This window comes from Paraflavitalea soli, from assembly GCF_003555545.1.
Classification (GTDB): domain Bacteria; phylum Bacteroidota; class Bacteroidia; order Chitinophagales; family Chitinophagaceae; genus Paraflavitalea; species Paraflavitalea soli.
The window spans coordinates 1,088,843-1,103,361 of sequence record NZ_CP032157.1 but is presented as its reverse complement, the minus strand read 5'-3'; the positions used below and the strand labels follow the sequence as shown (position 1 = coordinate 1,103,361).

Genomic DNA, 14,519 nt, shown 5'->3' with positions numbered 1-14,519 from the left:
ATCCACATCCGCCAATCCCAGGAATTGGCTCACACGCCAGTAACAAATTGGAAATCAATTGCTTTTAGAAAATTTAACTCAAGCCTGCATAGCGTAGAAGATGATATTGAGGCCAAATTTGGTATTGTCTTCGGCCATGAAGCGTTTGTTGCGGAAGTCGTAATCCCATTCACAGCCATAATCCTTGTTGCTGTACAGCACGGCAATACGGCCATTGATCTCAACGGCTTTGAGGTAGTCGTGGATGAGGTCATCGCCCCAGCCATTCAGTTCGAAGGAGGTAGGCGGCGGGCCTTTTTCAAACGTGAAGAAAGAGCGGTATAACTCGTGTGTATTGGGTATCTTTTTCAAGGCCTGGGGACCGAAGGTAGTGGCCATCTGGTTCTCGAAGGATTTGGCAAACAAGCCATCAATATCGTGGTTGCAGTCGTCGACAAATACAAAGCCACCGTTCTGTACATACTTTTTAAAATTGGCCTGTTCCCTCCCATCGAATTGCACCAGTTTGTGGCCGCTGAGGTAACAGAAGGGGGCGGTAAAGAGATCCTCGCTGCCCAGTTCTATGATCCGCTCCTGCGGATTTACAGGAATGGTAGTGTACTCCACCAGTGAGTTCAATAAATTTGAAGGCATGCGCTGGTCGGTATCCCAGTCGCCGGAACGATAGCTTAATCGGGAGAAGGTGAATTTATTGCCCTGGTTCATAATGCTGATTGAAAACAAAGACCTGTCAGGTCTCGCAAAGTAAATGAAATGAAATTGATATTAAAATGTTGATTTTTTCACAGCGGGCAAAAGAAAATGAAAGGATATGACGTCAAAATGCCCGAACTTCCGTCGCTACCGGAGAAAAAATCTCATCATACCATTAAAACGATTGTAGCGGCTATTGCTTTCCATTGACATTAATTATAACCAAAACTACTATTGACGTTGGTATTAACAGAAACAACAGTCGAGGATCTGCTGAAAAAGGTATCCCTGCTGAAAAAAGAAATTCAGAAAGTAATAGTTGGACAGGACGAAGTACTGGAAGAAATACTGGTAGCATTACTGGCGGGTGGTCACTGCCTGCTGGAAGGCGTACCGGGCCTGGCCAAAACACTGATGGTACGCACCATGTCGCAGGCACTGCACCTGAGTTTCCGCCGCATTCAATTTACCCCCGATCTGATGCCTTCGGATATCATCGGTACGGAGATCCTGGAAGAAGACCTGGTGACGGGCAAGCGGCTATTCACCTTTACCAAAGGCCCCATCTTTGCCAATATCCTGCTGGCAGATGAGATCAACCGCACCCCGCCCAAAACACAGTCGGCCCTGCTGGAAGCCATGCAGGAATTTGAAGTGACCTACGCCGGCAAAACTTATCACCTCGATCGTCCTTTCTTTATACTGGCCACCCAAAACCCTATAGAGCAGGCAGGTACTTACCCGCTGCCCGAAGCACAACTGGACCGGTTCTTACTGTACGTAAAGATCGGCTACCCTTCAGAACAGGAAGAAATACAAATACTGAGCAATACCACCGGCACCCGCAAGAATAAAGTAGAAGCCATCGTAAGCGGCGAAGAGATCGTGCAGCTGCAGGCATTGGTAAGAGAAGTAAGCATCAATGATGACCTTACTGCCTGGGCAGGTAAACTGGTGCGGGCTACCCGGCCTGATACCACTACGGCCGATTATGTAAAAGAATGGGTACGCTGGGGAGCGGGACCGCGGGCCGGACAAGCACTGCTGCTCACCGCCAAAGCCAGGGCCCTACTGCATGGCCGCTATGCGGTAACGGAAGCCGATATTCAAACGATGGCATTCCCCGTACTGCGGCACCGGATACTGATGAATTTTAAAGCCGATGCAGAAAATGTGACCTCGGATATGGTCACGGCAACACTGTTGAAAGTAATTGAACGTCCGAAAGCGTTGTAAGAAAGAATACAGAATCCAGGATACAGAAGCGTTGGCGCGGTAGTTTGGAGTCGAAAATTCTATGCAGGTGATTCCTGTAATTCGTACAGTTCATATTAATCCGTGTAATTCGTGTCATTAGATCCAGCTATATTATTGTCACTGAGAAATCTATCCCTGGCGGCCAAAACCACCATCGATGGCTTTATGACGGGCGCCAACAAAAGCTCCATCAAAGGCAGTGGTATGGAGTTCAGTCAGTACCGGAGTTATATGCCGGGCGATGACCTGCGCTGGATGGACTGGAAGATGTATGCACGCAGCGACCGTTACTATATCCGCGAATCGGAATCAGAAACAAATATCAGCGTACGCCTGCTGGTAGATGCCAGCGCTTCCATGGACCACCGCGACGGCGACTGGACAAAAATGGAATATGCCCGCTACCTCGCTGCCAGCCTCGCTTACCTGGCGCATATGCAGGGCGATGCGGTGGGCCTGTATGTAATGCGCGAAGACGGCATTTTCTCCCTGGCAGCCCGCCAGGGTACGCAACACCTCAACCGGCTTTTTTACCAACTGGAACAAGCCGGGCCCAAAGGCAGGTTTACTGAACCAATCCATTACAAAGACATTTATGCAGGCGGCAGAAAAAGAGAACTGCTCGTTTTCATTACCGATATGTACCAGCAGGGGGAAGAGATATATGAACTGCTGGACCTGCTGGGCGCCCTGCGCCATGAGATCATTGTACTGCACCTGATGGCGCGCAATGAAATGGAGCTGAGCTATGAAGGGTTCACTACACTGGAAGACCTGGAAACGGGGGCAACTATCCAGGTAGATACGGACGCCATCAAACAAGGCTATACCCAAAAACTGACAGACCATTTAACCAATACCCGAAAAGCATTACTGGGACGTAATATCGACTACCGGCTTATGGTGACAGATGAACCGGTAGATGAGGCATTGAGGGCTTTTTTGCAGGCAAGGAAGTAGAATACAGAATATAGAATACAGGATACAGAATGGCTGCCGCGATTTGTACTGGTTGAGAAAACAAAACAACATTGCAGAGAAAAGCCTATAGAATTTAGTATATAGCATAAAGGATCAGCATATACATTTTGTTACAGTTATTAAATCCCATAGCATTAGTAGCGGCAGCAGCGGTGATCATACCGGTGCTGGTACACCTGTGGAATGTGCGCACGGGTAAAACCCTGCGTGTGGGCAGTATTGCCTTACTGGCCACCAGCGCACGCCGGCGCGCGAGCAGCCTGCGCATTACCAACTGGCCTTTATTCCTGCTGCGCTGCTTTTTACTGCTGTTGCTCGCCTTTTTACTGGCCAGGCCAGTGTGGAACAACACCCCAACGGCCAATAAACAAGCAGGCTGGATATTGGTCCCCGCCCGGCAATTGGCAACAGCCCACGCGCATTATGGCCCACGGATAGATTCTTTATTGGCAGCCGGCCTGGAACTGCATGACCTGGGTACAGGGTTTGAAAAACTGCAGTTACAGGATACGCTGCAGTATTCTACCAGTACTCCTGATAAAAGCACGCTGCTCCCACCCTGGTCTTTATTAAAAGTGTTGGATGTACAACTACCCAAGGCATTTCCGGTGCATGTATTTACTGATAACCGCTTATCCGCTTACCAGGGTGACAGACCGCATACTCAACTGGCCATTCATTGGAATAGTTTTGCAACGGGTGATAGTATGTATCGCTCCCCTGCCCTGCAATGGGTAACGCCCAATGGAAAGATCAGGCATATAGAATGGGTAAGTACGCCCGCAGGCAACTACTATAGGGAAAGTATGACAGGGGCAGCACTCACCGGCGATATAGATACTTCCATCATTCGCATTGGCATTTACCCTGGAAAAAACATGGCCGATGCACAATATGTAAAAGCAGCCCTGCAAGCCATTGCACAATTCACCGGCAGGCGCATTACCACCACGCTGTTATCAGCTGGTCAGGCGCCCGCCACAGCACAAAACATTGTCTTCAACCTGGATGAGCAACAGCATGTCGGACTGAACCTGTCGAAGTCTTCAACTACGGATAACCTCTTATCTTATATTGCCCCGAAAGGAACCTTGTTTCAATATGATACAGGTGATGCCATTGCCGGCGCCTCCTGGGCACAGGAAGGCAACCTCATCACAGGCGAGGGCCTGCAACACAAAGTGTACAGGTTTACCGGCGGCGCGGCAAAGGGTACTCCCCTCTGGACACTTGCCAATGGACAACCCTTGCTCACGATGACAGCAGCGGAAGGCAGGCGGGTGTATCATTTTAAAAGCCGCTTTAATCCTGCCTGGAGTGATATGGTATGGGAAGGCGATTTTGTACAAACCTTGCTGCCACTGGTACTTGCGGCGCCGGTGATTCCGGATGCGGTGGATCTGAGGATAATTGATGAGCAACAATCGGCAATCGGCAGTCGGGAGACGGCAATCGGTCCCGTCGATGGACGGGAGCAATCGGCAGTCGATCTCGCTGATAGGCAGGAACAAGGAGCAGACTCATTGTTAAAAGACAGTGCGAAAGACTTGTCTTTCATTATATGGATCGCCGCCTTTATACTATTTGCAGCAGAACGGTTATTGACGCACCGGCAACAACAAATCAAGCAGGATGCCTGAGCAAAACAGCTTACATATCATTCAAAGCCTCAGTGGCAAATGGAGCAGGAATAACCTGCTGGCCACTGTACTACATGCTGTAGCGCTGGCGCTGTTGACAGCAGCCATTGGGCACTACCTGGTGGGGCTGCCGCTGTGGGCCGTGATCATGTTATTCGTGGCAACTATTGCTGTCACGCTTTGGATCAAACGACCCCGCCCGCTCACACCGGCCGCTATTTCCAGCTTCTTAAATCGTTCGTATCCCCAACTAGAAGAAAGTACACAATTACTGCTGATCCCGGAACAATCGCTGAGCCTGCTGCAGCAAATGCAGGTACAAAAAATAGCACCGGTGCTGGTTACCATCCCCGAGCCACCAGCCATGCGGCAGTCATTAAGAAAAGCATTGATCCTGCTGGGCAGCGCTGTGGCAGGCTGTGTGTTGATCGCCCTGCTCTCTTTTTTATTACGGGACAACAGGGATCATAGCAACGACAGCGCCTTACCTGCAGTTCCTATCGTAAAAGAGCATATCCTGCCGGGCATTGCTTCGTTTCAAATACAGGTTACTCCACCCGCTTATACCAATAACCCGGCAAGGCAACAACAACAGTTTTCGCTGAAGGTGGAAGAAGGCAGCAAAGTGCAGTGGGAAATACATACCAATCAAAAAGTGGCTCAGCTGAGCCTGGTACTCAATAGCAAAGATACTTTGCAACTGTCACCCGCTGCTGCCGACAGCACCACCTGGCGCCTGCAAAGGGATATCCGGGAAGCGGGTTTTTACCAGGTAAGCCTGGCCGGACAAGCCTCTCAGTTATACACACTGGAAGTGATCCCCGACCTGCCGGTCACTATCAACATCATTACACCACAACAATACAGCCGCATAGAACCAGGACGTGAACCACTCACCCGGCTTTCACTGCAGCTGACAGATGATTATGGCATCAAAAACGCTGGCATAGTAGCGACCAGGGCCAGTGGCAAAGGAGAAAGTGTAAGTTTTAAGGAACAACAATTATCCTTCCCCGTCAGCTTCGATGGCCGCCGGCAAATGGCCCTGACTAAAATACTCGACCTGCCGGCCCTTGGCATGCATGCCGGTGATGAATTGTATTTTTATGTAAAGGCGGTGGATAACCGCGGACAGGAAAGCCGCTCGGATATGTATTTTGTATCCCTGCCAGATACAGCTGAACTGCTGAGCCTGTCGGGCATGGAATCGGGCATCAACCAGGTGCCTGAATATTTCCGCAGTCAGCGGCAGATCATCATTGACATTGAGAAACTATTGCAGCAACAAGCTACCATTCCCATCGACACCTTCCACCTCCGCAGCAATGTATTGGGCGATGATCAGAAACTGCTACGGCTGCGCTATGGAAAATTTGTGGGCGAAGAATGGGAAAGCGGCGGCCATAGCCCTGATGACGGACATGATCACGGCAGTGGTGAACATGGGGAAGAAAAAGAGATCGCATTCGGAGATATCAAAGCGCTTGAGGACCAGTACGCGCACAAGCATGACAATGCAGAGGATGCTACTTACCTGGAGCCGGCACAAAAGGCACAACTGAAAGCCATCCTCACCGAAATGTGGAGCAGTGAATTAAAGCTCCGGACCTATTACCCCCGGGAGGCATTGCCCTTTGCTTATAAGGCCTTGCGCCTGCTGAAAGACATGCAGCAAAAATCAAGGGCCTACGTAAGCAAGACCTCAGTCAAAATGCCGCCGCTGCGTCCTGAAAAAAGACTGACGGGTGAGCTGGATAAAATAGGCACCCCACTCCATCAAAAAAATAACGCTGCTGATAATAGTGCAGAGACCATCCTGCAACAGGCCATGGCGGTATTGGAACAATTAAAACAGGCGCCGGTAGTGACACCGGCACAAATGCCTGCCCTGCTGGCTGCAGAAAAAAAGATCAGTGAAAAAGCGGTTCACGCACCGGTAGATTACCTGCCAGCCCTCAATGCGATCCGGCAGCTAACGCAGGAGCCCGGAAAAATAAACAAAGCCGTCATTGTGAAAGTGCAGGCTGCTGTACAAAAAATGATGAAAGCGGGAGGGCTATTGCCCCAGCCAGGCGGAACAGCAGCCGGTAATGAACTGGCAGACTATTATTTTAATAACTTAAACGGAAGCAGTCATTGATGAAAGAAGCTACAGGCATCATAGTGGTCTCGCTGCTGCTGGTGGTATTTCTTGTATGGAAAGAAATAAGAAGACCAGTGAAGGCCCACCTGTTCCTGCGCCTCACAGCCAGTCTGCTGGCCGTGGCTGCACTGGCCTGCCTGGCATTGCCTGTTACCTATAGCGTGACGAAGACCGGTAATAATGCAAACACTGTTGTATTACTTACACCGGGCTATAACAAAGACAGCCTCGTTGCCTACAAAGACTTGCCGCAATACACTACCACAGCCAGCCTGGTAGCTCCCAGTATTAGCCTGATACCCGACCTGCGGTATTTCCTCGCGCAACATCCGTTGATCAACCAGCTGCATGTAGCAGGATACGGATTGGCCGATGATGAATTAGCTGCCTTAACCGACATGGGCATCGGTATTCAATACCATGCACCTGCACAGCCCGCAGGATTTACTGCAGCAGGATGGCCCCGGCAATTGCACCAGGGCGAATGGCTGGAAGTACAGGGCAACTACAACAATCCATCAAAGGAAGCGGTCAGGATCGTGCTGACGGGTGCAGGCGCCCGGTTGGATTCAGCTACCATCCCCGCGGCTACTGCCCAATCATTCCGGTTGCGTTGCAAGCCTGCCCACCAGGGCAGCACGCTGTATGAACTGGAAACCAGCAACGCAGGGAATACGCCACTTACCCAAAAGATACCGGTACATATATTGCCTGCCCATCACCTGCAGGTATTGCTGTTGAGCTCTTCACCGGACTTCGACAATAAATTTCTCAGCACCTGGCTGTATGAAAATCAATACCAGGTGTCAGTCAGGAGTACGATCACCAAAGGAAAATACAGCCAGCAATTCCTCAACAGGGAAGCGCTTACTTTGTCTACCCTTTCTACTCCCCTGCTGGAAAAAATGGACGTGGTGATCGCAGACGACCAGGCCCTGGCTGTACTGAATGCATCAGAAAAAGCAGTACTCCGCGCACAAATACAAAAGGGATTGGGACTGATCCTGCAAACCGACAGCACGGCCTCACTGGCCACTTTCACCGGCGGCCTGCAGGTAAAAAAGCAGCCTGGTTCACCCGTCACCGCCCGGCCATTGACCATGCCGGCAGTCTTTACCACTACCACGCCCCTGCAGCCCGCCCAATGGTTTTCCATTGAGAACAACCGGCTGGCGCAGCCACTGGTACTGGATGACCAGGGCGCGGTGGTAACTGCCGCCATTCTTTCCGGAGCAGGTAAGCTGGTGTTGAATACCGTCAACAATACGTATAGCTGGCTATTGGCAGGCAACAAACAGGACTATGCACAATTCTGGTCACTGCTGCTGCACAAAGCCGCACGCAGTGATGCGCAGGGCTCCCGGTGGGAGCAGTTATCGGCCTTTCCCACAGCAGGCAGCCCGGTACAACTCACCCTGGCCACCACTGCAGCAGGAGTACCTGCCATTGAAACAGCAGCGGGCAAAGTGATGCTGTCACAAAAAGCATGGCATCCCCATAGCTGGACAGGCACTTACTGGCCTGTAGCAAGTGGCTGGCAAACCATTCATCATCAACAGGACAGTCTACGGCTGTATATTTATAGCAAGGAGGATTGGACAGGGGTACAGGCGGCGGCTTCCATGATCAATAATACCCGGTACGGCGCAGTAAGCGCCCCGGCGAAGACGTCCAATGGAACATCGACAGAAGTAGAAAAAAAACAGGTACCACCGGTCATATTCCTGCTGGTATTCTTAGCTTGTTGTAGTTATTTGTGGGTTGAGGGGAAAGGGCAACGAGGCATAGAGGCAACGAAGCTCCACTAGATCAGGGTGAGCCGTCCTTGAAGGGCGACCCACCCTTTAGACGGCTTTGACAGAGTTTATCCCGCTCCGCGGGACTCAGCCTGACATCATATAATGAGAAATAACACCGAACATATATCCTTTTTTATCAACCATTAAAAACTGAGGGACTCTGCTTTGAAACGAAAAGACTTTATCTACTACACAGGCATGAGCCTTGGCTCTCTCATGCTTCCTAAAATGTCGGCCTTCGGGCGCGATATTGACCCGGCAGAAGCACTGCAGGGCGTTGACGCAGCTGTCAAAAAAGAGCTGGCTGATGTAGCCCTGAATGCTGCCAAATCAAAAGGGGCCAGTTATGCTGATGTTCGTATTGGCCGTTACCTGCGACAATTTGTAGCCACGCGCGACAAGCGGGTGCAGGGTGTAGCCAATACGGAAAACTATGGCGTGGGTATCCGTGTGCTGGTGAATGGAGCCTGGGGCTTTGCAGCCACCAATGCGGTATCCAAAGACGCTATTGCCAAAGCAGCTGAACAGGCCGTGGCAGTAGCCAAAGCCAATGCAAAGATCCAGGGTGAACCGGTACAGCTCGCCCCGCAAAAAGGGTTTGGCGAAGTAAGCTGGAAAGCACCTATCGAGATCAACGCCTTTGAAGTGCCCATCAAAGAAAAGGTGGACCTGTTGCTGCAGGTTAACGATATTGCCATCACGAATGGCGCCAGCTTCGTAACAGCCATGATCTCGGCGGTGAATGAACAGAAGTATTTTGCCTCTACGGATGGTTCTTATATTGACCAGGACATACACCGCATCTACCCTACTTTCAATGTGACCAAGATAGACCGCGCTGCCGGTAAATTCATGCAGCGCAATGCCCTGAGTGCCCCCATGGGTATGGGTTATGAATACATGCATGCCCGTCCGCAGGACAGACTTTCCGGTATCGTAACACGGTATAAAGACCGGTACGATATATTGGAAGATGTTAAAAATGCGACCAAAGATGTAGACGATAAGCTAAAAGCTAAATCTGTAGAACCTGGTAAGTACGACCTCGTACTGGACCCTTCCCACCTCTGGTTGACGATCCATGAATCGGTAGGTCACCCTACAGAACTGGACCGCGTATTGGGTTATGAAGCCAACTATGCAGGCACCAGCTTCCTTACACTGGACAAATGGCAATCCAAGAAATTCAACTTCGGCAATAAGAACGTGAACATCGTAGCCGACAAACTGCAGAAGGGATCACTCGGCGCTGTGGGTTGGGACGATGAAGGCGTTAAATGCCGTGAGTGGGACCTGATCAAGGATGGTATCCTCGTGAACTACCAAACAATCCGCGACCAGGCGCATATCATTGGCCTGAAAGAATCACAAGGCTGCTGCTACTCACAAGGCTGGGATGATGTACAATTCCAACGTATGCCGAATGTATCCCTGCGCCCGGGCAAACAAAAGCTGAGCGTAGACGATATGATCAAAAATGTAGAGAAAGGCATTTACATCATTGGTGATGGCTCCTACTCCATTGATCAGCAACGGTACAACTTCCAGTTTGGCGGTCAAACGTTTTATGAGATCACCAATGGCAAGATCACGGGCATGCTGAACGATGTGGCCTACCAGTCCAATACCCAGGAGTTCTGGAATTCCTGTGCTGCTATTTGTGATGAGAGCGATTATCGCCTCGGCGGTTCTTTCAATGATGGCAAGGGCCAGCCTTCACAAAGCAGCGCGGTATCACACGGTAGCTCCACTACCCGGTTCAATGGTGTGAATGTGATCAATACAGCCCGGAAGATCGGGTAGGAAAGGCAACGAGGCATCGAGGCAGCAAGGCAACGAGAAAATCCGGAAGACCACCAGTTTTTTTTGTATTTGGCTCGCGGCTCGAAGCTCACAGCTCGAAGCTGTTTTCAGACAAACAATTATTAAACTCTTTTAAAGCATAATAACCAGTTATGGCTATATTAAGTAAAGACGAAGCACAAGCGATCATGAAAAAAGTGTTGGGCTTCGCCAAAGCTGACGAAACAGAAGTAGGTCTCGGCGGACAACAAAGCGGCAATATCCGCTATGCCCGCAATGCAGTATCTACTGCAGGAGAGGTAAGCAACCTCAACCTGAGTGTAAGTTCCTCATTTGGTAAAAGGACCGGCAATGCCACCATCAATGAATTTGATGATGCCTCCCTGGAAAAGGTAGTACGCCGTGCAGAAGAGCTGGCGCGCCTGGCCCCGGAAAATCCGGAATACATGCCGCTGCTGGGTCCTTCCAACTTTGCAGAGTCTATCGGATTCATTCCTTCCACCGCGGCTATGACACCCGATACACGGGCTGAAATGGTGGCAAAAAGCCTGAAAGTATCCAAAGACAACAAACTGGAATCAGCCGGCTTTCTTCAGAACAGTGCAGGCTTCCGCGCCATGGCCAATTCCAAAGGCCTGTTTGCTTACAATAAAAGTACCGATGTATCCTTTTCCGTTACAGTACGTAACCAGGAAGGCACCGGCTCGGGTTATGTAGACCACAGCTTTAATGATGTAGGTAAATTAGATACCCTGGCGCTCACCAAAATTGCCGCCAATAAAGCTACCAGCTCTGCAGGCGCCAAAGCCATTGAACCAGGCCGTTATACAGTGATCCTGGAGCCATTGGCTGCCAGTGATATGCTGGGCGGTATTATCCGTGGTTTTGAGCAACGTACGGCCGATGAAGGCCGTAGCTTCATGAGCAAGAAAGGTGGCGGCACACGCCTGGGAGAACAACTGTTTGATGAGAAAGTAAACATCATCAGCGATCCCATGAACCCCGAATTGCCAGGCGCTACCTGGAGCGGCGATGGTATGCCCGTAGAGAAAACAGTGTGGGTAGAAAATGGTGTGGTAAAGAACCTGGCCTGCAGCCGTTTCTGGGCGCAGAAGAAAGGACTGAAACCATTGTCAGGCCCCGGCGGCGGCCGCTTTGGCGGTGGCGGCATGATCATGGCAGGTGGTACTGCTTCTATTGAAGATATGATCAAGAACACAGAAAAAGGCATTCTCGTTACACGCTTCTGGTATATCCGCATGGTGGACCAGCAAACGCTGGTGCAAACGGGCCTTACCCGTGACGGGACTTTCTACATCGAGAACGGCCAGATCAAATTCCCGGTGAAGAACTTCCGTTTCAATGAGAGCCCCATCATTATGCTGAATAATGTGGAAGAACTGGGCAAACCAGTACGCAGCGGATCATCTATTCTGCCACCGATGAAGATCAGGGACTTTACGTTCACTTCATTGTCTGATGCTATCTAGTATATAGCTCACAGATTACGCAGATTACCACTGATAAATGCAGGTGCATCGCATGGCTGCTCATCCGTGCAAATCCGTGTAATCTGTGAGCTTCCTTCCTCATTACGTAAAATATTGAGATTTGAAAAGAAGAAACTTTCTCGGCATGGCAGGGATGGGTGCTGCCGGAGCTTTGCTCCATGGCTTTCCGGCAATTGGCAGATCGATCACTGAAGCCGATGCATTGATGATACGCGCCGATGCCGCCGCTAAAAAGCGGATGGCGGATATAGCACTCCAGGCTGCGCGCAGCAAAGGCGCCACTTATACGGATGTACGGATAGGGCGGTACCTCAACCAGGCTGTCATTACACGGGATAACCGGGTACAGAACGTTGCCAATTCAGAATCCTATGGCATCGGCATCCGTGTGATCGCCAATGGAAGCTGGGGCTTTGCGGCTTCGGAAAAGATGGATGCAGACAGCATTGCCAAAACAGCGGCGCTGGCAGTAGCCATCGCCAAAGGCAATGCCAAACTCATTACCGAACCGGTGCAACTGGCCCCGCAAAAAGGATACGGTGAAGTAAGCTGGAAAACGCCCATCGAAAAGAATGGCTTCGAAATACCCGTCAAAGAAAAAGTAGACCTGCTGTTAAGTGTCAATGACGCTGCCCTGAAAGGAGGCGCCACTTTTATCAATGCCGCTTTGTTCATGGTCAATGAGCAAAAGTATTTTGCCAGCTCTGATGGTTCTTATATCGACCAGGACATTCACCGGATATGGCCCACTTTCACCGTCACCAAAACAGACAAAGCCTCCGGCAAATTCCAAACACGCGACAGCTTAAGCGCCCCGATGGGCATGGGCTTCGAGTATATGTTTGCATCGCCGGAACACAAGATCATTGGCGGCCCTACTACCTTGTACAAAGGCCGGTATGATATGCTGGAAGATGTAAAGGCAGCCACCATGCAGGTAGGTGAAAAAATAACGGCTAAAAGCGTAGAGCCCGGTAAGTATGACCTGGTACTAGATCCCACCCACCTGGGATTGACGATCCATGAATCAACGGGCCACCCTACGGAGCTGGACCGCGTGCTGGGTTATGAAGCCAACTATGCCGGCACCAGCTTCCTTACGCTGGATAAATGGAAAACGAAGAAGTTCAACTACGGCAGCAAGCTGGTCAATATCCAGGCAGATAAACTGCAACCCGGATCGCTGGGCGCTGTAGGCTATGATGACGAAGGCGTGCAGAGCGGACAATGGGACATCATCAAAGATGGCATCCTGGTCAATTACCAAACCATCCGCGATCAGGCGCATATCCTCGGCCTGCAGGCCTCACAGGGCTGTTGCTATGCCGATAGCTGGGACAGTGTGCAATTTCAGCGCATGCCCAACGTATCGCTGATGCCCAACAAGCAAACCCGCAGTGTGGCAGACATTATCAAGAGTGTAAAGAAAGGTATCTATATCATTGGCCGCGGCTCCTACTCCATCGATCAGCAGCGTTACAACTTCCAGTTTGGCGGTCAGCTGTTCTATGAGATCAAAGACGGACAGATAGTTGGCATGCTCAATGATGTAGCTTATCAATCCAACACCCAGGAGTTCTGGAACTCGATGACAGACATTGCCGATAAGAATGATTATCGCCTGTTTGGTACTTTCAATGATGGCAAAGGACAGCCTTCACAGGCCAGTGCAGTATCGCATGGGTCTTCTACTGCCAAATTTGAAGGGGTGAATGTGATCAATACGGCGAGGAAGATAGGATAGGAAGACAAGCTGCGAGCTATGAGCTGCGAGCTACGAGCAGAAGGCAATTAGTAGATAACATATGTACAAAGCAGGATGGCATACACCATCCTGCTTTTCTTTTTTGCCTGCCTTGTTGTTTCAACCAATCTGCTATTCTTATAATTTAGCCAGCCAATCCAATATATAATCTGCATCTTCTTTCCAGGTAGATTGTCCCAGCACAAAGTGATTGCGGCCTTTAAACTCTTTATAATCCAGCACGGAACCGTTTTGCTTATAGGCCTTATAATTCCTGTAGTTGAGGTGCGCCGGGATGATATTGTCTTCGCTGCCCGAAGTGATCAGCAAAGGCACATGGGGCTTTTTCCAATCCAGTTTAGCCATTGAGCTCAATCCGCCGCGGGACACGGTTTTTGATTCGGGAATAGTATTGGCTTCCCAGGCGGCTTTCTGTTCTGCCAGGGGCATACCGTTCACAAAAGCAAACTGCCAGTCTTTTAAAGACATTAAATAGGTTTTCTTCACAGAGGTAAACAATCCCAGGGATTTAAAGCCGCCCCGCAGGAATCCCAGTTCATAAGGGAATACACCCAGTGGCGGCACCGGATGGATCGCTACCCCGGCAACAGCATAACCACGGTTCACCAATATCTGCGTCATCATACCACCCAGTGAATGCCCGATAATAATGGGCTTTTCGGGCAGGCTCTCTGCGTGCTTCGCATAAGAGTCGATCACCTCTGCCAGGGTGGTAGTAGCGAGGGCTACATCATTGGGCTGACGATCGCGCAGCTCCTGCGCTGTCTCGGCCTCTTTATTAGGCCATGGCGGCGCGATGGTATTGTACCCTTTGCTCTGGAAGTATTTTTGCCATTCGTCCCAGCCGCGGTGAATAACAAAAGCGCCGGTAACGAACATGACTGTTTTTGATTTGATGGTTGACATATATCGGTTGGTTTGTATCCC

At 50.4% G+C, this 14,519-nt stretch carries 10 protein-coding genes; 8 read left to right on the top strand and 2 right to left on the bottom strand.

Annotated elements, in window-relative coordinates:
* Positions 1 to 78: 78 nt before the first annotated feature.
* Positions 79 to 705: a DUF4159 domain-containing protein gene (locus D3H65_RS04185; protein ID WP_119049059.1), complete on the bottom strand. Its 627-nt coding sequence runs from the start codon at positions 703 to 705 to the stop codon at positions 79 to 81.
* A gap of 222 nt (positions 706 to 927) precedes the next feature.
* Here D3H65_RS04185 and D3H65_RS04180 point away from each other — a divergent pair, with 222 nt between their 5' ends.
* The 8 genes from D3H65_RS04180 (at position 928) to D3H65_RS04145 (ending at position 13,571) form a co-directional block, all read left to right on the top strand.
* Complete coding sequence (locus tag D3H65_RS04180) at positions 928 to 1,929, top strand: AAA family ATPase (protein WP_211345621.1); 1,002 nt, start codon at positions 928 to 930, stop codon at positions 1,927 to 1,929.
* A gap of 111 nt (positions 1,930 to 2,040) precedes the next feature.
* Positions 2,041 to 2,910 carry a DUF58 domain-containing protein gene (locus D3H65_RS04175; protein WP_211345620.1) on the top strand — a complete coding sequence of 290 codons (870 nt, stop codon included), beginning with the start codon at positions 2,041 to 2,043 and terminating at the stop codon, positions 2,908 to 2,910.
* A 128-nt stretch (positions 2,911 to 3,038) separates the two neighbouring features.
* On the top strand, positions 3,039 to 4,571 hold the full coding sequence (locus D3H65_RS04170) for a BatA domain-containing protein (protein WP_162915395.1): 1,533 nt from the start codon (positions 3,039 to 3,041) through the stop codon (positions 4,569 to 4,571).
* A complete protein-coding gene (locus tag D3H65_RS04165; RefSeq protein WP_119049055.1) occupies positions 4,564 to 6,711 on the top strand; it encodes a DUF4175 family protein in 2,148 nt (715 codons plus the stop codon). The genes D3H65_RS04170 and D3H65_RS04165 overlap by 8 nt, the downstream gene beginning before the upstream one ends.
* Positions 6,711 to 8,522, top strand: a complete 1,812-nt coding sequence (locus tag D3H65_RS04160) for a hypothetical protein (protein WP_119049054.1) — start codon at positions 6,711 to 6,713, stop codon at positions 8,520 to 8,522. The genes D3H65_RS04165 and D3H65_RS04160 overlap by 1 nt, the downstream gene beginning before the upstream one ends.
* A gap of 156 nt (positions 8,523 to 8,678) precedes the next feature.
* On the top strand, positions 8,679 to 10,316 hold the full coding sequence (locus D3H65_RS04155; protein WP_211345619.1) for a TldD/PmbA family protein: 1,638 nt from the start codon (positions 8,679 to 8,681) through the stop codon (positions 10,314 to 10,316).
* 152 nt (positions 10,317 to 10,468) lie between these two features.
* The gene (locus D3H65_RS04150; protein WP_119049052.1) at positions 10,469 to 11,806 is read left to right on the top strand and encodes a TldD/PmbA family protein; all 1,338 of its coding nucleotides are present in this window, start codon (positions 10,469 to 10,471) and stop codon (positions 11,804 to 11,806) included.
* 121 nt (positions 11,807 to 11,927) lie between these two features.
* The gene (locus D3H65_RS04145; protein WP_119049051.1) at positions 11,928 to 13,571 is read left to right on the top strand and encodes a TldD/PmbA family protein; all 1,644 of its coding nucleotides are present in this window, start codon (positions 11,928 to 11,930) and stop codon (positions 13,569 to 13,571) included.
* 138 nt (positions 13,572 to 13,709) lie between these two features.
* Here D3H65_RS04145 and D3H65_RS04140 read toward each other — a convergent pair whose 3' ends face one another.
* On the bottom strand, positions 13,710 to 14,498 hold the full coding sequence (locus D3H65_RS04140) for an alpha/beta hydrolase (protein WP_119049050.1): 789 nt from the start codon (positions 14,496 to 14,498) through the stop codon (positions 13,710 to 13,712).
* Positions 14,499 to 14,519: the final 21 nt, after the last annotated feature.